This is a genomic window from Blastococcus sp. SYSU DS0510 (assembly GCF_054050835.1).
In genome coordinates, this window is sequence record NZ_JBJHAC010000002.1 from 281976 (window position 1) to 305264 (window position 23289).

Genomic DNA, 23289 nt, shown 5'->3' on the forward strand with positions numbered 1-23289 from the left:
CGGCAGACTGACCAGCGGATCGGCGCCGGGCAGTAAATCTGCAGGTCAGCGGCCTGGGCAAGTCCGTCGGAGGGGTTGACACAGCGTGATTGATGTGCCTGCGGGAGCCGCTCCCCGGGGTGGGACGGCCCGCGCGCTGGTCCGCGCCACGCACCCCGGGCCGGCTCTCGCGGTCACCACCGTGGCCACCCTGCTCGCCCTGGCGGCGGACGTCCCCCCGGCGCGGACGGCGCTGCTCTGCGCGGCCGTCCTCGCAGGTCAGGCGTCCATCGGCTGGAGCAACGACTGGCTCGACGCCGACCGCGACCGCGCCGTCGCGCGGGCCGACAAGCCCGTCGTCCAGGGCGCCGTCGACCCCGCCCTGCTGCGTCGCGCCGCCCTCGCCGCCGCCGCAGTCGCGGTCGTGCTCTCGCTGCTGCTGGGCCTCGTCCCCGGCGCGCTGCTGCTGCTGCTCGTCGCGAGCGGGTGGGCCTACAACGCCGGGCTCAAGCGCACGATCTGGTCGGGTGCCGGCTACGTCGTCGGCTTCGGCGCGCTGCCGGCCGGGGTGGTCGCCGCCGCCCCGGGCACCCCCGCGGCCCCCTGGTGGCTCGTGGTGGCCGGCGCGGCGCTCGGGGGTGCCGCCCACCTGGCGAACGTCGCACCCGACCTCGAGGACGACCTGGCCACCGGGGTCCGCGGGCTCCCGCACCGGCTGGGGGCGCGGGTCTCCGCGGCAACCGGCGCGCTCCTGCTGGCCGGGGCGTCGCTGGTGCTGGTGCTGGGCCCGCCGGGCCCACCCGGGGCGAGCGGGTGGGCTGCGCTCGCCCTGGCCGCTCCCGCGACGGCCGTGGCCGCTCTCGCGGGCACGGCGCGCTTCCGCCGGCTGGCCTTCCCCGCGGTGATGCTGCTGACGGTGCTGGACGTCGCCCTGCTGGTCGGCAGCGGGTCGGCGCTCACCTGAGGCGCCCTCGGCCGGCGCCGGTCCGCGCCGCTGCCCGCTCCCTGCGGGCGGGCCGGGAAGGCGACCGATACGCTCGGGAGGTCTCCCTGCCGCCGATCCCCGGTGGCCGGCACGGTCCTGCTGGAGGTCGACAGCCGTGAACCGCGCTCTGCGCGCCGCCACGATGGGCGTTCTGCTCGTCTCCCCCTTCGCCCTCTCGGCCTGCAGCGCCGGCCAGGTCACGCAGACCGCCGAGCAGCAGCGCGACAAGGTCGGCGCCATGGCCGCGGTGGGTGACATCGCGCTGCGCCAGATCGCCGTCGTCGCCCCCGAGGACGGCGAGTACCCGGCCGGCGAGGACGCCCCGCTGCGGCTCGCCGTCGTCAACACCGGCACCGAGAGCGACACGCTGACCGGCGTCTCCGGCGAGGGGTTCGGCGACGTCGAGATCACCGCCCCCGAGGGCTCCGCGTCGCCGAGCGCGCAGCCGCCCGGCACCGGCGGCGGCACCTCGGGCGGCACCAGCGCCCCCGCCGGCGAGGGCGAGCTGGAGATCCCGGCCGGCGCCACCGTCTTCTTCGGCCAGGACACCGACGCCGCCATCACGCTCACCGACCTCGACGAGCCGCTCACGACCGGCCGGATCCTCGAGCTGACCTTCAGCTTCGAGAACGCCGGCGACGTGACCACGATGGTCCCGGTCGCCGCCCTCGAGGAGGTCCGCGAGCGCGGCGAGTCGTTCGACTTCCACCACGAGGAGGAGGGCGAGACCGGCGGCGGTGTCGACGAGAGCAACCGCGAGCAGACCGAGGTCGCCGGCGGGGGGAACCCCGAGAACTGACCTCCACCCCCTGCTCCACCCGCGACGGCGGCTCCTCCCGGGGAGCCGCCGTCGCGCGTTCTGCGGGGAACTGTCGGTGGCCGCGGCTAGCGTGCCCGCCGTGCCACCTGCCGGAGTGAAGTCCCGCCCCGCCCACCGCTGCACCGAGTGCGGCTACGCCTCGGCCAAGTGGGTCGGGCGCTGCCCGGAGTGCCAGGCGTGGGGCACCCTCCAGGAGCTCGGCGCCCCGACCACCGGGCTGCGGGCCGTCGCGGCCGGCCAGGTGAGCGCTCCGGCGCGGCCGATCGCCCAGGTCGAGCTGGCCGGCGCCCGCGCCGTGCCGACGGGCATCGACGAGTTCGACCGCGTCCTGGGCGGCGGCCTGGTGCCGGGCGCGGTGCTCCTCGTGGCCGGCGAGCCCGGTGTCGGCAAGTCCACGCTGCTGCTCGAGGTGGCCCACCGGGTCGCGGCGTCGGGCGGCACGACGCTCGTGGTCTCCGGGGAGGAGTCGGCCGGGCAGGTCCGGCTCCGCGCGGAGCGGATCGGCGCCCTGCACGACCGGCTCTTCCTCGCCGCCGAGACCGAGCTCTCCGCCGTGCTGGCCCACGTCGAGGCGGTCAACCCCTCCCTGCTGGTCCTCGACAGCGTCCAGACCGTCCGCTCCCCCGCCGTCGAGGGCACCGACGGCGGTGCCACGCAGGTGCGCGCGGTCGCCTCGGCCCTGACCGGCGTCGCGAAGAGCCGCGGCATGACCACGATCCTCGTCGGCCACGTGACCAAGGACGGCGCCATCGCCGGCCCGCGGACGCTGGAGCACCTGGTCGACGTGGTCGTCTCCTTCGACGGCGAGCGCCACTCGACCCTGCGCATGGTCCGGGCGACCAAGAACCGGTTCGGCCCGGCCGACGAGATCGGCTGCTTCGAGATCGGCGACAGCGGGGTCGTGGGCGTGCCCGACCCGTCGGCCCTGTTCGTGTCGCGCCGCACCGACCCGGTCCCCGGCAGCTGCGTCACCGTCACCCTGGAGGGCAGCCGGCCACTGCTGGCCGAGGTGCAGGCCCTGGTGGCGAGCACGAGCGGGGGCGGCTCCCCCCGCCGGGCGGTCAGCGGGCTGGACTCCCAGCGGGTGGCCATGGTGAACGCGGTGGTCGAGCGCCGCGGGCGGGTGAAGCTCGCCGACGCCGACGTGTTCGCGGCGTCCGTCGGCGGGGTGCGGATCGCCGAGCCGGCGGCCGACCTGGCGCTGGCCCTGGCGATCGCCTCGGCCGCCAAGGACACCCCGCTGCCGGCGGGGCTGATCGCGCTCGGGGAGGTCGGCCTCTCCGGCGAGATCCGCCGCGTGGGGGGCACCGGTCGCCGGTTGGCCGAGGCCGCCCGCCAGGGCTACCGCGTGGCCCTGGTGCCCCCGGACGCCGGTGCCGCCCCGGCCGGCATGCGCCTGATCGAGGTCCCCGACCTGGGTGCGGCCTTCCGCCGCATGTTCTGAGCCCGTAGGGTCTCGTATGAGGTGCCGGTCGACGCCGGCGCACCCCCGAGCGTGCTCGGCCCCCGGCGCGGGCACGTAGACTCGGTTGCCGTACCACTCGACCGTCAGGAGCGCTCGTGCCCGCCGCCGTGGACCCCGAGGTCGCCCTGCGCGAACTCCTCGGTCGCATCGCCCCCGGCACGGCGCTCCGCGACGGCCTCGAGCGCATCCTCGCCGGCCGCACCGGCGCGCTGATCGTGCTCGGCTACGACCGGGTGGTCGAGTCCCTCTGCACCGGCGGCTTCGCCCTCGACGTCGCGCTCTCGGCCACCCGGCTGCGCGAGCTGGCGAAGATGGACGGGGCGGTGATCGTCTCCTACGACGGCAGCCGCATCGTCCGGGCCGGCGTGCACCTCATGCCCGACCCGACGGTCCCGACGGAGGAGTCCGGCACCCGCCACCGCACGGCGGAGCGGGTCGCCGTGCAGACCGGCTTCCCGGTGATCTCGGTGAGCCAGTCGATGCACATCATCAGCGTGTACGTCGCGGGCCGGCGGTACACCCTCGAGCACCCGACGACGATCCTCGCCCGCGCCAACCAGGCCCTCGCGGCCCTGGAGCGCTACAAGCTCCGCCTGGACGAGGTGGCGAGCACCCTCTCCGCGCTGGAGATCGAGGACCTCGTGACCGTGCGCGACGCGATGAGCGTCAGCCAGCGACTGGAGATGGTGCGCCGGATCGCCGACGAGATCGAGGGCTTCGTCGTCGAGCTCGGCACCGACGGGCGGCTGCTGGCGCTGCAGCTGGACGAGATGCTCGCCGGGGTCGAGGAGGACCGCGGGCTGCTCGTCCGCGACTACCTGCCCGCGGCCGGCCGCCGTGCCCGGACGATCGACCAGGTGCTCACCGACCTGCGGGCGCTCACCGCCACCGAGCTGCTCGACCTCTCCGCCGTCGCCCGGTGCTACGGGTTGCCCACGTCACCGGACGCCCTGGACTCGCCGGTGAGCCCGCGGGGCTACCGCCTGCTCGCCCGGGTCCCCCGGCTGCCCGCCGGCATCATCGACCGCCTCGTCGAGCACTTCGGCGGGCTGCAGAAGCTGCTGGCCGCGACGATCGAGGACCTGCTCGCCGTGGAGGGCGTCGGCGAGGCCCGGGCGCGCGGCATCCGCGAAGGGCTGTCCCGGCTCGCCGAGACCTCCATCCTGGACCGCTACAGCTGACAGCCGGAGCGGATCGGCATGCGAAGCATCCCGACCCTTGCTCGGGCTGCACCAGGGACGCGCTCGGCGGAGCCGAGGCGGTGCCTGCTCACGCCGAAGGCGTGAGGGTGAGCGGGGCGTCGCCGGACACCTTCGTGTCCAGGCGGCCGCGGAGCACGTAGCTCCCCGGCGAGGGAGTGACCCGGGGCGCCGCGCAGGCCGGGTCGCTGGTGAGCCCGCCCCACTGCACGGGAAGCACGACCGGCTCCCCCGGCGCCAGCGTGCGCTGGTCGCTGCTGCTCTCGGGGAAGCAGTCGTTGCTCCCCCAGATCCGCGCGCCGGTGGCATCCACCATCACGAACTCCTGCAGCTGCTTGTCCAGCGGCCGCACGCACGGAACCGACGAGGTGTTCACCACGACCAGCTCGAACGTGGGCTTCTCGCCCACGGCCACCGTCCCCGGGGTGCGCACCTCCAGGCCCAGCATCTCGTCGGTGCACGGCCCGCCCGGGGTCGGCCCCGCCGGGACCGGGGGCTGGGTCGGCGGCGCCGTGGTGCCCGGCGTCCGGACCTCCGCGAGCGAGGGCACGACGCGCTCCAGCGCCGGCGGCTCCGTCGGCGCGGCCCCCGCCGCGGACGCGGCGGCCGATCCGCTGCCGCCGCCGTCCGGCACGAGAGCCAGCACGCCCCAGGCGACACCGCCGAGCACGCCCAGCAGGACCACCAGCACGGCCAGCCGACGCCGCCAGTAGACGGCTGCAGGCAGCGGGCCGACCGGGTGCAACACGCGCAGAACGCTAGTGCGCCCGGTCGGGACTGGTCCGCTCGGCACGCCGCGCCGGCCGCACGGCAGACTGGGTGCCCGTGACCGGGCCGCCCTCCTCCACCGCCGCGCCCGTCGGCGAGCTGATCGTCGACTGGTACGCCACCGCCGCCCGCGACCTGCCGTGGCGGACGCCGGAGGTCGACCCGTGGGCGGTGCTGGTCAGCGAGGTGATGCTCCAGCAGACCCCCGTGGCCCGCGTGGAGTCCGTCTGGCGGGCCTGGGTGGCCCGGTGGCCCACCCCGGCGGACCTGGCCGCCCAGCCGCCCGCCGAGGTCATCCGGGCGTGGGGGAAGCTCGGCTACCCGCGGCGGGCGCTGCGGCTGCGGGATGCCGCCATCGCGATCAGCGAGCGGCACGGGGGCGTCGTCCCCTCCGACGTCGCCGCGCTGGAGGCGTTGCCGGGGGTGGGCACCTACACCGCCCGCGCGGTCGCCTGTTTCGGGTACGGCCGGCGCCAGCCCGTCGTCGACACCAACGTCCGCCGCGTGGTGGCGCGGCTGGTGCACGGTCGGGCCGAGGCGGGCAACGCGCGGTCCGCCGACCTCACCGACGTCGCCGCGCTCGCACCGGAGGACGACGAGCGGGCGGTGCGCTTCTCGGTCGCGGTGATGGAGCTCGGCGCGCTGGTGTGCGTCGCCGGCACCCCGCGCTGCGGCGTCTGCCCGGTGCGGGACCGGTGCGCCTGGCGGTCGGCCGGCGCCCCGCCGCACGACGGGCCGCCCCGGCGCGTGCAGAAGTTCGCCGGCACCGACCGCCAGGTGCGCGGCCGGCTGCTCGACGTCCTCCGGGCGGCGCACGAGCCCGTGGACGCGGCGGCGCTCGAGCCGGCGTGGGACGACGCCGTCCAGCGGTCCCGCTGCCTGGGCTCGCTGCTCGCCGACGGCCTGGTCGAGCAGACCGCCGACGGCCTCTTCATCCTCCCCGGGGGCGGCGCCGATCAGGTGACCTGATCATCGAGCGTCCTCCATCACGGTGTGCGGTGAGGGAGGACGCTCCACGATCAGGGTCCCTGATCGTGGCCGGGGCGGGACCGGGGTGAGGCGGGGCGGATGGGGCGACGCGGGGCGGAGGGGCCGGTGAACGCCGGAGGGGCCGCCTCCCTCGCGGGAAGCGACCCCTCCGGTCGTGCTGATCGATCAGTCGGCCTGGGCCGCCGGACCGTCCTCGTCACCCTCGGCGCCCGAGAGGGCCACCGGCGGGGTGTCGGGCAGGTCGACCGGCTTGGGCTCGCCGCGGAAGGTGAACTTCTGCGCGGGGCCCTCGGCGTCGTCGACGTCCACCACGATGATCTGCCCGCTGGACAGCTCGCCGTAGAGGATCTTCTCCGACAGCGCGTCCTCGATCTCGCGCTGGATGGTGCGGCGCAGCGGCCGCGCACCCAGCACGGGGTCGAAGCCCCGGGTCGCCAGCAGCTTCTTCGCCGCGGGCGTGATCTCCAGCGCCATGTCCTTGTTGGCCAGCTGACCCTCCACCCGGCTGACCATCAGGTCGACGATCTGGATGATCTCCTTCTCGGTCAGCTGGTGGAACACGACGATGTCGTCGATGCGGTTGAGGAACTCCGGCCGGAAGTGCTGCTTCAGCTCCTCGTTGACCTTCAGCTTCATCCGGTCGTAGTTCGACTGGTCGTCGTTACCGGCCTGGAAACCGAGGCCCACGGCCTTGGAGATGTCCCGCGTACCGAGGTTCGTGGTGAGGATCAGGATCGTGTTCTTGAAGTCCACGATCCGGCCCTGCCCGTCGGTGAGACGGCCGTCCTCGAGAACCTGCAGCAGCGTGTTGAACACGTCCGCGTGCGCCTTCTCGATCTCGTCGAAGAGGACCACCGAGAACGGCTTGCGCCGAACCTTCTCGGTGAGCTGACCGCCCTCGTCGTAACCGACGTAACCGGGAGGCGCCCCGACCAGACGGGACACGGTGAAGCGGTCGTGGAACTCGCCCATGTCGATCTGGATGAGCGCGTCGTCCTCACCGAACAGGAACTGCGCCAGCGCCTTCGCCAGCTCCGTCTTACCGACACCCGAGGGGCCGGCGAAGATGAAGGAACCACCGGGACGGCGCGGGTCCTTGAGGCCCGCCCGCGTACGCCGGATGGCCTGGCTGACGCTCTTGATGGCCTCTTCCTGGCCGATGATCCGCTTGTGGAGCTCGTCCTCCATGCGGAGCAGACGCGTGGTCTCCTCCTCGGTGAGCTTGAAGACGGGGATGCCGGTCCAGTTGGCCAGCACCTCGGCGATCTGCTCGTCGTCGACCTCGGCGACGACGTCCATGTCACCGGCCTTCCACTGCTTCTCGCGCTCGGCCTTCTCGCCCAGCAGCTGCTTCTCGGTGTCGCGCAGCGACGCGGCCTTCTCGAAGTCCTGCGCGTCGATCGCCGACTCCTTCTCGCGGCGGACGGCCGCGATCTTGTCGTCGAACTCGCGCAGGTCCGGGGGCGCGGTCATCCGCTTGATCCGCATCCGGGCGCCGGCCTCGTCGATCAGGTCGATCGCCTTGTCCGGCAGGAAGCGGTCGGAGATGTACCGGTCGGCCAGCGTCGCCGCGGCCACCAGGGCGCCGTCGGTGATGCTGATCCGGTGGTGCGCCTCGTAGCGGTCGCGCAGGCCCTTGAGGATCTCGATCGTGTGGGCCAGCGTCGGCTCGCCCACCTGGATCGGCTGGAAGCGGCGCTCGAGGGCGGCGTCCTTCTCCAGGTGCTTGCGGTACTCGTCCAGCGTGGTGGCGCCGATGGTCTGCAGCTCACCGCGGGCCAGCATCGGCTTGAGGATGCTGGCGGCGTCGATCGCGCCCTCGGCGGCACCCGCACCGACGAGCGTGTGGATCTCGTCGATGAACAGGATGATGTCGCCGCGGGTGCGGATCTCCTTGAGGACCTTCTTGAGGCGCTCCTCGAAGTCACCGCGGTAGCGGGAACCGGCGACGAGCGCGCCGAGGTCCAGCGTGTAGAGCTGCTTGTCCTTCAGCGTCTCGGGCACCTCGCCCTTGACGATGGCCTGTGCGAGGCCCTCGACGACGGCGGTCTTGCCGACGCCCGGCTCGCCGATGAGGACCGGGTTGTTCTTGGTGCGCCGCGAGAGCACCTGCATGACCCGCTCGATCTCCTTGGCCCGCCCGATGACCGGGTCGAGCTTGGAGTCGCGCGCGGCCTGGGTCAGGTTGCGGCCGAACTGGTCGAGGACCAGCGACGTCGACGGCGTGCCCTCGGCGGGGCCGCCGGCCGCGGCCGGCTCCTTGCCCTGGTACCCGGACAGCAGCTGGATGACCTGCTGGCGGACGCGGTTCAGGTCGGCGCCGAGCTTCACGAGCACCTGGGCGGCGACGCCCTCGCCCTCGCGGATCAGGCCGAGCAGGATGTGCTCGGTGCCGATGTAGTTGTGGCCGAGCTGCAGCGCCTCGCGCAGCGACAGCTCCAGGACCTTCTTCGCCCGCGGGGTGAAGGGGATGTGGCCGGACGGCGCCTGCTGGCCCTGCCCGATGATCTCCTCGACCTGCTGGCGGACACCCTCGAGCGAGATGCCGAGGGACTCCAGGGCCTTGGCAGCGACGCCCTCACCCTCGTGGATCAAGCCCAGGAGGATGTGCTCGGTGCCGATGTAGTTGTGGTTGAGCATCCGGGCCTCTTCCTGGGCCAGGACGACGACACGGCGGGCTCGGTCGGTGAACCGTTCGAACATCTGCTGCTTCTCCTCTGACCGGCTGGTCCGGCACTGCCCTCCCCGTGTGGGAAGGAGCACCCGACGTCCGTCGGCGCGCGGGGGCACCGGTCTTTCCACTGTAGTCGCGGACCACGCCGTCCCGTCGTCGTCCGACGGGTCCGGTGGGTGGCTGCTCGTTCCAACCACGGCCCCCGGAGCGCTGTTCCACCCCCGTTACGCCGTGAGCGGACGGCGGCGCGCCGCCCCCCTGACTGCCGACGCCACCCCGCCCCCTGTCGGCCTACCGGCTTCCACCGCGGCCCGGGACGCCACCGGCCCGGCTCCCCTGAGGGGAGCCGGGCCGGTGGTGCCGTGCTGGAACGGCCCCCTCGCAGGGACCGGGCGCGAGCCTGCGAGCGCCGGGGGGCGAGCAGAAGGACCTCGTCCCTCTCAGCCCTCGCAAGCTCGGGCCGAGCCTCCGGACGAGGCCTTAGTGGGCGGCCTCGTAGGCCTCGACCACGCTGGCCGGGATGCGGCCGCGATCGCTGACCGCGTGACCGTTCTTGCGGGCCCAGTCGCGGATGGCACCGGCCTGCTCGCGGTCCATGCGGCCACCGCCACCGGTGGCGCGGGTGCGGCCGCCACCGGAGGAGGAACGGGTTCCGCGACCGACCTTGCGCGCCGCCGAGATGTAGCGGGCGAAAGCGTCGCGCATCTCCTGGGCATTCTTCTCCGCCAGGTCGATCTCGTAGGACGTGCCGTCCAGAGCGAAGCTGACGGTCTCGTCGGCCGGGAGATTCTCGTCGAGGTCGTCGCTCAGGATGACCTGGACCTTGCGCGCCATTCGTTCCTCGCTTTTCGCAACGGCCCGGAGGCCGGACGGAAATTGCACCCGGCGGGTGCGAGGGCTATTACAGCACGGAACGGCGGTAATAGGAAATGGCAACCCGATTACTCCTCGAGAGGAGTAATCGGGATACGAACGGATCAGGAACTGAGCGGGCGGACCAATGGGAACAGGATCGTCTCCCGGATGCCGAGACCCGTGAGGGTCATCATCAAGCGGTCCATCCCCATTCCGACCCCACCGGTGGGCGGCATGCCGTATTCGAGCGCCTCGAGGAAGTCCTCGTCGAGCACCATCGCCTCGGGGTCACCGGCCGCGGCGAGCAGCGCCTGCTGGGTGAAGCGCTCCCGCTGGACGACGGGGTCGACGAGCTCGGAGTAGCCGGTGCCGCGCTCGATGCCTCCGATGTAGAGGTCCCACTTCTCGGCGACCCCCGGATCCGTGCGGTGCGCCCGGGTGAGCGGCGAGGTGTCCACCGGGTAGTCGATGACGAACGTGGGCTCCTGCAGCGAGGGCTGCACCAGCGCCTCGAAGATCTCCTCGACCACCTTGCCGTGGATCCAGGCCGGGTCGATGCCCACCTCGTGCCGCTCGGCCAGCGCGCGCAGCTGCTCGATCGGGGTCTCCGGGGAGACCGGCTCCCCCACCGCCTCGCTGACGAGGTCGAACAGGCGCACCTGACGCCATTCCCCGGACAGGTCGAGCTCGGTGCCGTCGTGGTGGCGGGCGACGTGGTCGCCGAAGAGCGCTTCGCAGCTCTCCTGCACCAGCTCCCGGGTGATGACGGCGATGTCCTGGTAGTCGAGGTAGGCCGCGTAGAACTCCAGCATCGCGAACTCCGGGGAGTGCGAGCTGTCGGCGCCCTCGTTGCGGAAGTTGCGGTTGATCTCGAAGACCCGGTCCAGCCCGCCGACGATGCACCGCTTGAGGAACAGCTCGGGTGCGATGCGCAGGTAGAGGTCGAGGTCGAAGGCGTTCATGTGGGTGCGGAACGGCCGGGCCGCGGCACCCCCGTGCACGGTCTGCAGCATCGGGGTCTCGACCTCGATGAAGTCCCGCCGGGCCAGCCCCGCGCGCAGCGTGGACATGACGGTGGCCCGCTGCCGGACGGTGCGCCGGGCCTCGTCGCGCACGATCAGGTCGACGTAGCGGCGGCGGACCCGCAGCTCCTCGCTCATCGGCTTGTGCGCCACGGGCAGGGGGCGCAGGGACTTGGCGGTCAGCTGCCAGGAGTCGGCGAAGACGGAGAGCTCCCCGCGGCGCGACGTGCCGACCTCGCCCTCGACGAAGACGTGGTCGCCCAGGTCGACGTCGGACTTCCAGGCGGCCAGCGCCTCCTCGCCCACGCGGTCGCGGGAGAGCATGACCTGCAGCTCGGCATCGCCCTCGCGCAGCGTGGCGAAGCAGAGCTTGCCGGTGTTGCGGTAGAAGATCACGCGGCCGGTGACGCCGACCCGCTCGCCGGTCATCGTGTCCGGCTCCATGTCCGGGTGGCCGGCGCGGACCGCGGCGAGCGTGGTCGTGCGGGGCACGCGCACCGGGTAGGGGTCGACCCCCGAGTCGCGGAGCCGGTCGAGCTTGGCCCGGCGCACCCGCATCTGCTCCGGCAGCTCCTCGCCGCCGTCGTCGCCGCCCGTCCCGTTCGGTCCCACGTCCGTCACGGGGGCTCAGCCTACGGTGCGGCCGGCCGCCGCTCGGCGGCCTGCTGCCGCTGGAAGGCCAGCCGCAGGCCGTGCACGGTCAGGTCGGGCTCGCGCTCCCCGATCGTGCGGCAGCTGTCGACCAGCAGCGGCGCCAGCCCCCCGGTGGCGACGACGACCGGCGCGGTACCGAACTGCGCGACGAGCTCTGCGGAGATCCGGCCCACCAGCCCGTCGACGAGGCCGGCGAACCCGAGCACCAGCCCGGACTGGAGGGCGGCGACGGTGTTCTTCCCGATGGCGTGCGGCGGGCAGCTGAGCTCGACCGACCGCAGCTGGGCCGCCCGGCTGGCCAGCGCGTCGCGGCTGACCTCCACCCCGGGCGCGAGCGCGCCGCCGAGGAACTGACCCTCCGGGCCGACGGCGTCGACGTTGGTGGAGGTCCCGAAGTCGACGACGACCACGGGGCGACGGCCGCCGTCCGGGGCGCGGCCGAACAGCTCCGCGGCCGCCAGGGCGGTGACCACGCGGTCCGCGCCGACCTCCCGGGGGTTGTCCACGTGCAGCGGGACGCCGGTGCGCACGCCGGGCCCGATGAGCACCACCGGCACCTCGAGGGAGTCCAGCAGCTGGCGCAGCGCCGGCAGCTGCGCGGGCACCGTGGAGCAGGCGGCGACGCCGGTCACCTCGGTGTCGCGCAGCAGGCCGCGCCAGAGCATGCGCAGCTCGTCGGCGGTGGCGCGGGGCGCGGTCGTCACGCGCCAGGAACCGACCCGCCGGTCGCCGTCGAAGGTGGCGAGGACCGTCTGGCTGTTGCCGACGTCGACGGTCAGCAGCACCGCGTCACCGGATCGGCAGAAGGATCCCGTCGCCCCCCGCCGCTCGCACGCTCGCGGTGGGCCCCTGCGACGAGGCCGTCCGGGTCGCAGGCTCGAGGGGGAACCCGGGACGGGGCCATCACTCGGCGCCGTCGGGCGCAGCCGCGAACGGGCTCCTCCGGTGGTCGGTGGCCCCGGGCACGGGGGCTGACGGGTCCCCGCCGAGCTCGACGACGCGGTTGGCGCCGTCGACGTGCACGACCGTCGGGATGTAGCTCTTGGCCTCGGTCTCGTCCATCAGCCCGTAGCTGATGAGGATCACCATGTCGCCGGGGTGCACGAGGTGCGCGGCGGCGCCGTTGATGCCGATGACGCCGCTGCCCCGCTCGCCGGGGATGACGTAGGTCTCCAGGCGGGCGCCGTTGGTGATGTCGACGATCGCGACCTGCTCACCGGGGAGCAGGTCGGCGGCGTCGAGGAGGTCCTCGTCGACGGTCACCGAGCCCACGTAGTGCAGGTCGGCCTGGGTGACCGTGGCGCGGTGGATCTTGGACTTGAGCATCGTGCGCATCATCGGGGGCCTCCCAGTCGGACTGCCGTGTTGTCGAGGAGTCGGGTGCTGCCGGCGCGGGCCGCGACCAGCAGCCGGGCGGGGCCGGTGTCCGGCGCCGGTCCCAGGTCGGTATCGGTCAGCTCCAGGTAGTCCTGGACCAGGTCGGGCTCCTCGGCCAGGACGGCGCGGGCGGCGGCGAGGACGGCCTCGGCCCCGTGCGGGCCCGCGTCGGCCCCGGCACGCAGTGCCCGGTGCAACGTCCCGGCTCGGGACCGCTGTTCCGGCGAGAGGTAGCGGTTGCGGCTGGAGAGCGCCAGGCCGTCGTCCTCCCGGACGGTCGGGACGCCGACCACCTCGACGCCCAGCGCCAACTCCCGGGCCATGGCCCGGATGAGCGTCAACTGCTGGTAGTCCTTCTCGCCGAAGAGCGCCAGGTCGGGCCGTACCAGCCCGAAGAGCTTGGCGACGACGGTGAGCACGCCGGCGAAGTGGCCCGGCCGCACGGCGCCCTCGAGCACCGATCCCAGCGGGCCCGGGTCCACGGTCACCCCGGCCGCACCCGGCGGGTAGACCTCCTCGACCGGCGGGTGGAGGACGACGTCGGCGCCCTCCTCCGCCAGCGCGGCGAGGTCGGCGTCCCAGGTGCGCGGGTAGCGGTCGAAGTCCTCGCCGGGCCCGAACTGCGTCGGGTTCACGAACACCGAGACGACGACGCTGCCGGCCCGCTCCCGGGCCGCGCGGACCAGGGTCCGGTGCCCCTCGTGCAGCGCTCCCATGGTCGGCACGAGGGCGACCGGGCCGGGCAGGGCGGCCACCAGCCGGCGCAGCTCGGCGGCGGACTCGGCGACGACGGGACGGGTACCGACGCTCACCGGGACCCCGCGACGTCGTCGTGCCGCGCGGCGCCGAGCACGTCGAGCACCGGCGCCGCGTCGTGGGCGCGCAGCCGGCCGGCGGCGACGGCGCGCTCGGCGGTCCGCTGCGCCATGGCGACGTAGGCCGCGACCGCGCCGGGGGCCCGCTCGCCGAGGGTCTGCAGGTGGCGGGCGACGGTGCCGGCGTCGCCGCGGCTGACCGGGCCGGTGAGCCCGCGGTCACCCCGGCGCAGACCGTTGTCCAGCGCGGCGGTGAGCAGCGGGCCGAGCACGCGCCCCGGCTCGGCCACCCCGGCGGTGCGCAGCAGCTCGGCGGCCTCGGCGACGAGGGTGACCAGGTGGTTGGCCCCGGTGACCAGTGCCGCGTGGTAGAGCGGGCGGTCGGCCTCGGCGACGAAGAACGGCTCGCCGCCCATCTCCAGCACCAGGGTCTCGGCGACCGGGCGGTGCTCGGGACGGCTCGTCACGCCGAACGGCGCGCCGTCGAGCCGGTCGGCGTCCTCGGGGGCGCCGGTGAAGGTCATGGCGGGATGCAGGGCGAGCGCCAGCACCCCGGCCTGCTCGGCGGGGGCGAGCACGGCGAGCCCGTGGGCCCCGGAGGTGTGCAGCACGAGCTGGCCGGCGCGCCAGGCGCCGGTCTCGGCGAGCCCCGACACCAGCCCGGGGAGGGTGTCGTCGGGGACGGCGAGGACCACGAGGTCGGCGGCGTCGACCACCGCGTCGGCCGGCAGCAGGGGGACGCCGGGCAGCAGCCGGGCGGCCCGCTCGGCGGAGGCGGCGGAGAGGCCCGAGGCGGCGACGACGTCGTGGCCCGCCGCGGCGAGGGCGGCCCCCAGGACGGCACCGACGCGGCCGGCGCCGATGACACCCACGCGGAGGCGGGCGGGCGCGTCGGACGGGCGGGCGTGCGTACGGGCCGGGCCCAGCAGCGCGCGGACGGTCCTGCGGGCAGCAGGCATCGGTGCACCTCTCGTTCCAGTCCCTGGCGGGTACCGGACGTCGGGAGCGATCCGGTGGGGATCGCGGTGGTCGAGCGGGTGGTGCGGGTCGGAGCTCCGGCCGGCGTCCGCTGCAACCGTTCCGTGTCGCGCGGGCGACCTGCCGATGGCGAGTGTGTGACGCACGCGCGGCCCTCGCAACGCCTGGTCGCTGTGTGCTGGCTCACGTCCTGGGAGGCGCACCCGGCGGCGAGCCGGTGAGGGCGCCGCCCTACCGTGACGGCCGGCACATCGGCGAGGGAGGCAGCGTGCACACGTTCGAGGGAAAGACCGCACTGGTGACCGGCGGCAGCCGCGGCATCGGCCTGGGCATCGCCCGGAGCCTGGTCGAGCGCGGCGCCCGGGTGGTGCTCACCGCCCGGAAGCCCGATGCGCTGGCCGAGGCGGTGGACGCGCTGGGCGGGCCGGAGGTCGCGGTGTCGGTGGCCGGCAACGCCGGCGACCCGGAGCACCGCGCGACCGCGGTGCGCACGGCGGTCGAGACGTTCGGCAGCCTGGACGTGCTGGTGGGCAACGTCGGGATCAACCCCGCCTACGGGCCGCTCATGGACCTCGACCTCGACGCGTGCCGCAAGATCCTCGACACCAACGTCGTGGCCTCCCTCGGTCTCGTGCAGGAGGCCTGGCGGGCCTGGATGGCCGAGCACGGCGGCTCGGTGCTCTTCGTGGCCTCGGTGGCCGGGCTGCGCTCGTCGCAGGAGATCGGCGCCTACGGGGTGAGCAAGGCCGCGCTCATCAACCTGACGACGCAGCTGGCGGTGGAGCTGGCGCCCAAGGTCCGGGTGAACGCCGTCGCCCCCGCCGTGGTGAAGACCCGCTTCGCCGGCGCCCTCTTCGAGGGCCGGGAGGCCGAGGCCGCCGCCGCCTACCCGATGGCGCGCCTGGGCACGCCCGAGGACATCGGCGAGGCCGCCGCCTACCTGCTGGGCGACGGCGCGGGCTGGGTCACCGGCCAGACGCTCGTGCTCGACGGGGGCGGGCTGTCGCGCGGTCCCCGCTAGGGGTCAGCGGCCGAGGACCCGGGCCAGGACGTCGTCGCTGTCGCCGTCCTCCCGGTACCGCCGCCGACGGCGGCCGCCCGCGGTGGGGCTGACGCCGTTCTCGGCGAGGATCTGCTCGATGCGGATCGGGGCGTCCGGGCGGTCCTGCTCCGGCGGGGCCGCCCAGGTCGGCGGCACCGCGGGCTGCGCGGTGGTGGGGGCGAACTCGGCGGGCGGCCTCTCCCCGTCGTCGGTGCGCCGGCGGCGCGGGGCGTCGTCGGCGCGGGGCGGCGCCGGCGGGTCGAGGAGCGACCGCGCGGCCAGCCACTCCACGGGGGACGGCGGCGGGGTGGCCGGTGGGGCCGGGGGCAGCGTGGACGAGGGCGTCACCACCGGCGAGTGGACGGTGACCGGCGGGGCCGGGCGCTCGCCGACAGCAGGCGCCGCGGACCCGAGGGAGGGGTCGCCGTGGTGGGCCGCGGCGCGCTCGTGCCGGCCGAACCCCGAGGGCGCCGGCACGGGGGCGGCCGGGCGGACCGGCACGGGAGGCGCGGGCGGGCGCACCGGCGGCGGGGGCGGCGCGGCCGCGCGGACCGGCGGCGGGACGGGTGCGACGGTCGGGGCCGGCGGGACGGGCGGGGCAGTCGGAGCCGGCGGCGGGACGGCCGACCAGGTGCTGGTGCGCACCTGCTGGAACTGCTGGGTGGGGCGCGGCTCGTCCAGCCGGATCGCCGGCCAGCCGCCGGTGAGCTCGCGCGGCGGGGCGTCGTCGCTCCAGGTCGCGCCCTCCAGCGGGCGCGCCGACCCGTCGAGCCGGCTGGCCTGGGTCCGCATCACGATCCGCTCGACGAGCATCTCGCTGGACAGCTGCTCGGCGAGCTCGGCCCGGAGCCGCCCCATGTCCTCGCGGAGCGCGCCCAGCTGCCCGAGCTCGGCGCGCAGGCCGGCGAGCGCGGCGACGTCGTCGCGGAGGGCGGCCACGCGGGCGACCTCGTCGCGGAGCTGGCCGAGCGCGGCGATCTCCCCGCGCATGCCGGCCACCCGGGCGACCTCGTCGCGGAGACCGGTCAGCGAGGAGATCTCCCCGCGCAGCGCGTCGAGCTCGTCGCGCATCGACTCCTCGGCCTCGCGGCGGAGCTCGTTCTCCAGCTCCAGCTCGTGCTCGCGGCGGGCGGCGACCTCGCGCTCCAGCTCCGTCTCGTAGGCGCGGCGCAGGTCGGTCTCGCGGGCGGCGGCGCGCACCCGGTCGGTGTCGCGCCGGCCGGCGGCGAAGGCGGCCAGCACGAAAGCCCAGGCCACGGCCACGACGGCGACCCGCAGCAGCTGGGCGTTGTCGGTGAGGAAGACCGCGAGCGTGGCGCCGACGGCGAGCACGAAACCGCCGGTCTGGAGCAGCGTGCGGGAGCCGGCGAGGGCGGGGCCGCGGGCGGCGTCGTCCTCGCGGCGGGGCATGGCACACAGCGTAGCGACGAGTGGCGCTCACCGGGAGGAAGCGCACCCGTGCCCACAGTGGTCGCAGGTGCCACAGTTCTCCGGGTGACCCTCTCGCTGCTCGACTGGCGCCGCCGCGTGGCCGCGCTGCACGCCGCCGTCCGCGACACCGCCGACCCCGAGCAGGGCTGGTGGCGGTGGCGGGAGGGCCGGGACGAACTCTTCGCCGACCACCCCCAGTCCCCGCTGGACGCCTCCGGGCGAGCCGCCTTCCGCGGCCTGCCGGTGGCGCCCTACCGGCCGGAGCTCCGCTTCACGCCGGTGCTCGAACCGGCGGCGCCGCTGCGGCTGGAGGTCCCCACGGCCGCCGACGGCGTCGTCCCGCTGGACCGGATCGGGGCGGTGGACCTGCCCGGGGTCGGCCGGCTCGACGTCTGGTGGGTGGCGCTCTACGGCGGCGGTGTCTTCCTGCCGCTGCGCGACGGCAGCGCGGGCGGCACCACCTACGGCGGTGGGCGCTACCTGCTCGACACGGTGAAGGGCGCCGACCTGGGGGGCGACGGCGAGCGGCTGGTGGTGGACCTCAACTTCGCCTACCACCCGTCCTGCGCCTACGACCCGCGCTGGTCGTGCCCGCTGGCCCCCGAGGGGAACCGGGTCACCACGACCGTGGCCGCCGGGGAGCAACTGCCCCCCGGCGGCTGGTACTGAGCTGCTGGAACGGCCCCCGTGCAGGGTCCCGCCGCGAGCTCGTGACGTGCTGGAACGGCCGCCCTTCAGGGCCCGCGCCGAGCGTGCGAGGCGTGGGGGGAAGGGCGGTCCTTCTACTGCTGGGCCAGCGCGCCGTCGGAGCTGAAGACCAGGCCGATGGAGACCTCGCCCTGCTGGATCGCGGCCTTGGTCAGCGGGCCGCCGGTGTCCAGCTCGCGGAAGCTGTCGAACTCCAGGCCGTAGGTCTCCTCCAGCCCGGGCTGGCAGAACGGGCGGGTCGGGCACTCGGTCGGCCCACCCAGGACCAGCGAGCCGTCGTCGCAGGCCTCGGCCAGCTCCGAGAGGGTGGTGACGCCCAGCTCGTCGGCGAACGCCTGGGTGACCGCGAACGCGTTCTGGTCCGCGGCCTCCGACGGCTCGCCGAACACGAGGCCGGCCTCGGTCGCGAGCGGCTCCAGGGCGGCGACGGTCGCCTCGACGTCGCCGCTGGCCACCTGCGTGGCGTCGTCGCCCTCGAGGAACTCGGTGACGGTGGCCAGGTACTCGGGGAAGACCTGGATCTCGCCGTTGCGCAGCGCCTGGAGGTACAGCTCCCGGTTGCCGGCCTCCCGGACCGAGGCGTCGAACCCGGCTGCGGTGAGGACGTCGGCGTAGATCGTGGCGAGGACGGTCGACTCGGTGAAGTTGCCGGCCCCGACCACGATCGGGCCGCTGCCCTGCTCCAGGGCACCGGTGTCGACGTTCTCCTCGACCCAGGCGGCGGCGACGTCGTCCGCGCTCTGCCGCTGCACGTCGACGGCGGCGTTCATCGCGATGAGCTCGTCGGTGGTGAGCTCGGCGGAGACCGCGTTCAGCGCCGGCAGCAGCGCCGGGTTCGCCTCGGCCGCCGCGGCGTTGACCGCCGGGATGATGTTGTCGGCGTTCTGCAGGGCCTGGTCGTCGTCGAGGACGACGAGCTGGTCGCCGGCGATCGGGGCGCAGGCGTCGCCGGCGGCGGCCCCGGTCGCGCCGGCGTCACCCCCGCCGCCGGTGCCGGAGGAGCCCGACTCCCCGCAGGCCGCGGTGAGCGCGACCGCGAGGGCGAGCGGGCCGATGATCCTGGTGCGTGCGCGCATGGTTGGACGCCCCGCCTTCTGTGTCCCGTGCCGGACCGGCACGCGTGTCTGGCGGGAGGATTCCCGCGGACCCATCGAACCGTCCCGTTGTGCGCGACGCAATCGGGTTGCCGCCGCCGGGGAGTTCGTTACCGACGCGTGATCAGGAGGGGACGCCGACCCCGGTGAGCTCCGGTTCGCCGCGCACGGTCCGCTGCCGACCGGGGACGGGCAGCCACCGCCGCGGACCGGGCCGCACCGCCCAGGTGAACGCCACGAGCACCAGTTCGGTGAGCAGCGCCAGCGCCGCGATGACGATCGCGCCGGCGATGATCAGCCCGTAGTCCTGCTGCCCGAAGCCGAGGTTGACCACCCGCCCCAGGCCGCCCCCGCCGACGAGCGCGGCGAGCCCGGCGGTGGCCACCACCTGCACGGCGGCGGTGCGGACGCCGGTCATCACCAGCGGCAGCGCCAGCGGCAGGTCGACCCGGCGCAGCGCCTGGCCCCGGGTCATGCCCATGGCGCGCGCCGCCTCGCGCACGTCGCCGTCCACACCCCGGAAGCCCACGTAGGTGTTCGTGAGGATCGGCGGGAAGGCGAAGACCGCGAGGGCGATCGTCGTGGCCTCGTTGCCGAAGCCGATCGGGCTCACCGCGAAGAGGGTGAGCAGCGCGAGCGTCGGCACGGCCCGGCTCACGTTCGAGAGGACGACGACCGCTCCCCCGCCGCGCCCGCTCGTGCCCAGGGCGATGCCCAGCGGGAGCGCGAGGAGCAGCGCGGCGAGGACGGCGATCGCGGAGATCGCCAGGTGCTCGACGAGCAGGTCCAGCAGCCCGCCGGGGCGGGTCCAGTTGAACGGGTCGTTGAGGTAGACGACCGCCTCGCCGAAGCCGGTCACGACCGCGCCCTCGCCCACGGGCTGAGCAGCCGTTCGGCGCCGGCCAGCAGGAGGTCGGCGAAGAGCGCCAGCAGCACGCAGCCCACCGCGCCGGTCACGATCTCGGCCCGGTAGAAGTTCGCGTTGAACCCGCCGAAGATCAGCTGCCCGAGCCCACCGTGCCCGACCAGCACGCCGACCGTGGTGAGCGCGACCGTGGAGACGGTGGCGATCCGCAGGCCGGCCATGAACGCCGGCAGCGCCAGCGGCAGGTCGATCTGCCAGAACAGCCGGAACCGGCCGTAGCCCATCCCCTGCGCGGCCTCGCGCACGTCACCGGGCACGCCCTGCAGGCCGGTGAGGAAGTTCCGCACCAGGATCACCAGCGAGTAGACGACCAGCCCGACCAGCACCGTCGTCGCCGTCAGCCCGGTGAACGGGAAGATCAGGGCGAACATCGCCAGCGACGGGATCGTGTAGACGATCGAGGAGAAGCCCAGCACCGGGCCGGCCAGCCACCGGACGCGGCGGGCGACCAGCGCCAGCGGCAGCGCGATCAGGGCGCCGATGACGACCGCGGCGACGGTCAGCCTGACGTGCTCCCCCAGGTACCGCAGAATGGTGTCCCAGTTCTCGACCACGTAGCTTGCGTCGAACCAGGGATTCGGCGCCGCGTCCACGGCCAGCACCGCGGACGTCCCCGATTCCGCGCTCAGCACGGGGCGCACCCCAGGAGGACCACGCCGTGGACGCTACTGCGCACACTCCCCCGTCCGCGAGCGCGTCCGGCGAGGCGGTGGAGATCCGGCTCGAGGGCGTCAGCAAGGTCTTCGACGACGGCACCGTGGGGGTGGCCGAGCTCGACCTCACCTTCGCCGCGGGCGAGCTGACCGTGCTGGTCGGCCCCTCCGGCTGCGGCAAGACCACGACGATGAAGATGATCAACCGGATCATCGAGCCCACGTCCGGCCGCATCGTCATCGGCGACGAGGACGTCACCCGCGCCGACCCGGTGGAGCTGCGCCGGCGCATCGGCTACGTGATCCAGAGCGTCGGGCTCTTCCCCCACCAGACGATCCGCGCGAACGTCGGCACCGTGCCCCGCCTGCTGGGCTGGGGCCGGGAGGAGACGCGGGCGCGGGTCGACGAGCTCCTCGCCACGGTCGGTCTGGACCCGGCCGTGCACGGCGACCGCTACCCGGGCCAGCTCTCCGGCGGGCAACGCCAGCGGGCGGGGGTGGCCCGCGCGCTGGCGGCCGACCCGCCGGTGCTGCTCATGGACGAGCCGTTCTCCGCCGTCGACCCGGTCGTGCGCGAGCGGCTGCAGGCGGAGTTCCTGCGGCTGCAGGCCACCGTGCGCAAGACCATCGTGTTCGTCACCCACGACATCGAGGAGGCCGTGCGCATCGGCGACCGGATCGCCGTCATGAGCCAGGGCGGCCGGGTCGAGCAGTTCGCCTCACCCGCGGACCTGCTCGGCCGGCCGGTCAACGACTTCGTGGCCGACTTCGTCGGCGCCGACCGGGGCCTCAAGCGGCTGGCCGTCACGGGGATCGACGCCGAGGACCTGGAGCACCCGCCGGTGCTGCACGCCGACGACGGCCTGGCCGACGCGCGTTCGGCGCTGCAGCGCTCCGGTGCGCGCTGGGCCGTGGTGCTCGACGACGCGGACCGCCTGCACGGCTGGCTCTCGCCGGACCGGACGGCGGGCTCGGGGACGGTGGGCTCCGCGGCCCGCCGCATGGAGGCCTGGGTCCCCCGGGAGGCGTCGCTGAAGACGGCGTTCGCCACGATGCTGCAGCACGAGGCGGGCTGGGTGGCCGTGCTCGACGGCGACCAGTTCCTCGGCGTCCTCACTCCCGAGTCGCTGCACTCGGCCCTGCGCCGGTCGGTCGAGGGTCGGGTGCCCGAGACCGCCGGCGCCGCGTCGGCCTAGCGGGCCCGGTCCTCCAGGAGCGGCCCGGTCACCCGGTAGCGGGCGCTGACGAACGCTCCGTTGGCGGCGGCCTCGACCAGCTCCAGGTCCAGCCGCCGCGGGAGCAGCGGCCGCCCCGCGCCGAGCGTCACCGGCGCGATGGAGACGACGACCTCGTCGAGCAGCCCGGCCTCGGCGAACTGGCCGGCCAGGTCACCGCCGCCGACGAGCCAGAGGTCCTTCGCCCCCGCCGCCGCGGTCATCGCCTCGTGCACCGCGCGGACGTCGCCCGAGGCGAACCGGACGTCGCCTTCCGCGGCGGGGAGCTCCCGGCTGGTCATCACCCAGGTCGGCAGCGTGAAGGGCCACCCGTTGCCGGCGGCGGCCTCGTGGTCGAGGACCCACTGGTAGGTCGTGCGTCCCATGACGAGGGCGCCGACGCCGGCCATGAACTCGTCGAACCCGAAGCCCGGGACGTCGCCCTGCTTCTGGCGGAAGAGCCACTCCAGGGAGTCGTCGGGGTCGGCGATGAAGCCGTCGAGGGTGGTGGCGGTGTGGTAGGTCAGCACGGGGTTCCTCCGGGGATCTCGCCGCGTCGCGCGCGGAGCCATTCGATGGGGTCGCCGTCGTCGACGGGGTGGCCCGCCGCCCGCAGCAGGTGCCGGACCAGCTGGCGGCGGGAGGCCGAGTAGGTGAGCACGTGGGCGACGACGCTGCTCAGGACGAAGCTCTCGGGCGGCTCGCAGAGCGCGTCGACCAGCCGGTCGTCCCAGCCGCCCCGCCGGTCGATGTCGCGCACCGTGGCCAGCCAGCGCGGGGCCACCGCGTCGTGCCGGTCCAGCAGCGCGGCGGGGTCCGGGTCCGCGGCCCGCGAGGGCAGGTCGCGGCCCTCGATCGAGGCCAGCCAGATCTCCAGGGTGTGCACCTGGTGATCGAGGAGGACCTGCACCGACTCCTCCGGTCCGTCCCACGGCAGGAGGACGAGCCCGGGCAGCCGCGGGGCGCGGAACTCCTCGTCGGACAGGCCCTTCGCGACCTCGACGAGGTACCGGGTGTCGTCGAGGCCGTGCGCCACCAACTGCTCGGTGAGCGGGTTCATGGCGTGCTCCGTGCTCTGCACCCACAGGGAGGTGGGCGGGTGGAAGTGGATGCCGTTGGGTGCCGGCAGCCAGTGGCCGGAGCCGGCGTCCACCGCGCTCGGCGGCCGACCGTAGGCACGGGCGAAGGCCCGGCTGAACCCCTCCACCGACTCGTACCCGGCCGCCCACGCGGCGTCGGTGACGCTGCTGCCCTGCTGCAGCTGCCAGGCCGCGCGCTCCAGCATCACCCGCCGCCGCATCGCCACGGGCGCCTCCCCGGCGTCCCGGGAGAGGGTGCGGCTGAGGTGGAAAGGCGAGGCGTAGGCGTCGCCCGCCATCTCGGCGAGGGTGTGGTTCTCCTCGTCCAGCACCGCGTCGAGCAGCTCGCGGAGCCGGTCCCGTCCCGTCATGCGTACAGGGTGCTGCGCCGGGCGCCCCCGGTGCTTGACCGTTCTTGCGCGGATCCGGGCTAGGTGTACCCGGCCATCAGGTTGGTGCCAGACGGCTGATCGGGGGCTTGCCGCCGAGTGCGCTGTGACGGCGTCGAGTGTTGTAGTCCTCGATCCACGGGGCAAGGGCGGCAGCGCGCTCATCGTTGCTG

Annotated in this window: 23 protein-coding genes; 8 read left to right on the top strand and 15 right to left on the bottom strand. The window is 74.6% G+C overall.

The genetic code is table 11. The features are described 5' to 3' along the window. Window positions 1–94 precede the first annotated feature (94 nt). From ACI79P_RS02935 to disA, 4 genes are all read left to right on the top strand, one after another. Window positions 95–943, top strand: coding sequence for a UbiA family prenyltransferase (locus tag ACI79P_RS02935; protein ID WP_456579542.1), 849 nt, complete (start codon window positions 95–97; stop codon window positions 941–943). A 136-nt stretch (window positions 944–1079) separates the two neighbouring features. Next, entirely contained in the window at window positions 1080–1763 is a 684-nt protein-coding gene (locus ACI79P_RS02940) for a hypothetical protein (protein ID WP_456579543.1), read from the top strand. A 100-nt stretch (window positions 1764–1863) separates the two neighbouring features. Beyond that, window positions 1864–3228 (top strand): DNA repair protein RadA, encoded by a 1365-nt coding sequence (gene radA / locus ACI79P_RS02945; RefSeq protein ID WP_456579544.1) that lies wholly within the window; start codon window positions 1864–1866, stop codon window positions 3226–3228. Between the two features lie 116 nt (window positions 3229–3344). Further along, window positions 3345–4430, top strand: coding sequence for a DNA integrity scanning diadenylate cyclase DisA (disA, locus tag ACI79P_RS02950; RefSeq protein ID WP_456579545.1), 1086 nt, complete (start codon window positions 3345–3347; stop codon window positions 4428–4430). 88 nt (window positions 4431–4518) lie between these two features. Here disA and ACI79P_RS02955 read toward each other — a convergent pair whose 3' ends face one another. Continuing rightward, the gene (locus tag ACI79P_RS02955) at window positions 4519–5196 is read right to left on the bottom strand and encodes a MucR family transcriptional regulator (RefSeq protein WP_456579546.1); all 678 of its coding nucleotides are present in this window, start codon (window positions 5194–5196) and stop codon (window positions 4519–4521) included. A gap of 77 nt (window positions 5197–5273) precedes the next feature. On the opposite strand from ACI79P_RS02955, the gene ACI79P_RS02960 reads away from it, so the two are divergent. Further along, window positions 5274–6185 carry an A/G-specific adenine glycosylase gene (locus ACI79P_RS02960; RefSeq protein WP_456579547.1) on the top strand — a complete coding sequence of 304 codons (912 nt, stop codon included), beginning with the start codon at window positions 5274–5276 and terminating at the stop codon, window positions 6183–6185. Window positions 6186–6371: 186 nt separating this feature from the next. Here the strand turns inward: ACI79P_RS02960 and ACI79P_RS02965 are convergent, their stop codons facing one another. The 7 genes from ACI79P_RS02965 to ACI79P_RS02995 all read right to left on the bottom strand — a co-directional run bounded on the left by ACI79P_RS02965 (window position 6372) and on the right by ACI79P_RS02995 (window position 14562). Continuing rightward, entirely contained in the window at window positions 6372–8909 is a 2538-nt protein-coding gene (locus ACI79P_RS02965) for an ATP-dependent Clp protease ATP-binding subunit (RefSeq protein ID WP_456579548.1), read from the bottom strand. Between the two features lie 451 nt (window positions 8910–9360). Further along, entirely contained in the window at window positions 9361–9714 is a 354-nt protein-coding gene (locus ACI79P_RS02970) for a histone-like nucleoid-structuring protein Lsr2 (protein ID WP_456579549.1), read from the bottom strand. A 143-nt stretch (window positions 9715–9857) separates the two neighbouring features. Next, window positions 9858–11378, bottom strand: a complete 1521-nt coding sequence (gene lysS / locus ACI79P_RS02975) for a lysine--tRNA ligase (RefSeq protein ID WP_456579550.1) — start codon at window positions 11376–11378, stop codon at window positions 9858–9860. An 11-nt stretch (window positions 11379–11389) separates the two neighbouring features. Continuing rightward, a complete protein-coding gene (locus ACI79P_RS02980) occupies window positions 11390–12196 on the bottom strand; it encodes a type III pantothenate kinase (RefSeq protein WP_456579551.1) in 807 nt (268 codons plus the stop codon). A gap of 118 nt (window positions 12197–12314) precedes the next feature. Then, the gene (gene panD / locus ACI79P_RS02985; protein WP_456579552.1) at window positions 12315–12737 is read right to left on the bottom strand and encodes an aspartate 1-decarboxylase; all 423 of its coding nucleotides are present in this window, start codon (window positions 12735–12737) and stop codon (window positions 12315–12317) included. 8 nt (window positions 12738–12745) lie between these two features. Further along, entirely contained in the window at window positions 12746–13600 is an 855-nt protein-coding gene (gene panC / locus ACI79P_RS02990) for a pantoate--beta-alanine ligase (RefSeq protein WP_456579553.1), read from the bottom strand. After that, window positions 13597–14562, bottom strand: a complete 966-nt coding sequence (locus ACI79P_RS02995; RefSeq protein WP_456579554.1) for a Rossmann-like and DUF2520 domain-containing protein — start codon at window positions 14560–14562, stop codon at window positions 13597–13599. The genes panC and ACI79P_RS02995 overlap by 4 nt, the downstream gene beginning before the upstream one ends. Window positions 14563–14849: 287 nt before the next feature. Between ACI79P_RS02995 and ACI79P_RS03000 the strand changes: the two genes are divergently transcribed. Beyond that, window positions 14850–15602: an SDR family oxidoreductase gene (locus ACI79P_RS03000; RefSeq protein ID WP_456579555.1), complete on the top strand. Its 753-nt coding sequence runs from the start codon at window positions 14850–14852 to the stop codon at window positions 15600–15602. Between the two features lie 3 nt (window positions 15603–15605). Here the strand turns inward: ACI79P_RS03000 and ACI79P_RS03005 are convergent, their stop codons facing one another. Further along, entirely contained in the window at window positions 15606–17033 is a 1428-nt protein-coding gene (locus ACI79P_RS03005) for a DUF6779 domain-containing protein (protein WP_456579556.1), read from the bottom strand. Between the two features lie 84 nt (window positions 17034–17117). On the opposite strand from ACI79P_RS03005, the gene ACI79P_RS03010 reads away from it, so the two are divergent. Beyond that, window positions 17118–17723, top strand: a complete 606-nt coding sequence (locus tag ACI79P_RS03010) for a DUF1684 domain-containing protein (RefSeq protein WP_456579557.1) — start codon at window positions 17118–17120, stop codon at window positions 17721–17723. Between the two features lie 113 nt (window positions 17724–17836). Here the strand turns inward: ACI79P_RS03010 and ACI79P_RS03015 are convergent, their stop codons facing one another. The 3 genes from ACI79P_RS03015 to ACI79P_RS03025 form a co-directional block, all read right to left on the bottom strand. Next, a complete protein-coding gene (locus ACI79P_RS03015; RefSeq protein WP_456579558.1) occupies window positions 17837–18838 on the bottom strand; it encodes a glycine betaine ABC transporter substrate-binding protein in 1002 nt (333 codons plus the stop codon). A 142-nt stretch (window positions 18839–18980) separates the two neighbouring features. After that, window positions 18981–19733: an ABC transporter permease gene (locus ACI79P_RS03020; RefSeq protein ID WP_456579559.1), complete on the bottom strand. Its 753-nt coding sequence runs from the start codon at window positions 19731–19733 to the stop codon at window positions 18981–18983. Then, window positions 19712–20413, bottom strand: a complete 702-nt coding sequence (locus ACI79P_RS03025; RefSeq protein WP_456579560.1) for an ABC transporter permease — start codon at window positions 20411–20413, stop codon at window positions 19712–19714. Before ACI79P_RS03025 ends, ACI79P_RS03020 begins: the two co-directional genes overlap by 22 nt. A 26-nt stretch (window positions 20414–20439) precedes the next feature. On the opposite strand from ACI79P_RS03025, the gene ACI79P_RS03030 reads away from it, so the two are divergent. Beyond that, window positions 20440–21630, top strand: a complete 1191-nt coding sequence (locus ACI79P_RS03030; RefSeq protein WP_456579561.1) for an ABC transporter ATP-binding protein — start codon at window positions 20440–20442, stop codon at window positions 21628–21630. Here the strand turns inward: ACI79P_RS03030 and ACI79P_RS03035 are convergent. From ACI79P_RS03035 to ACI79P_RS03045, 3 genes are all read right to left on the bottom strand, one after another. Next, on the bottom strand, window positions 21627–22178 hold the full coding sequence (locus tag ACI79P_RS03035; RefSeq protein ID WP_456579562.1) for a dihydrofolate reductase family protein: 552 nt from the start codon (window positions 22176–22178) through the stop codon (window positions 21627–21629). The genes ACI79P_RS03030 and ACI79P_RS03035 overlap by 4 nt on opposite strands. Beyond that, the gene (locus tag ACI79P_RS03040; protein ID WP_456579563.1) at window positions 22172–23098 is read right to left on the bottom strand and encodes a helix-turn-helix domain-containing protein; all 927 of its coding nucleotides are present in this window, start codon (window positions 23096–23098) and stop codon (window positions 22172–22174) included. The genes ACI79P_RS03035 and ACI79P_RS03040 overlap by 7 nt, the downstream gene beginning before the upstream one ends. 76 nt (window positions 23099–23174) lie before the next feature. Next, a partial coding sequence (locus ACI79P_RS03045) for an integrase core domain-containing protein (RefSeq protein WP_456579568.1) occupies window positions 23175–23289 on the bottom strand: 115 nt, incomplete at its 5' end.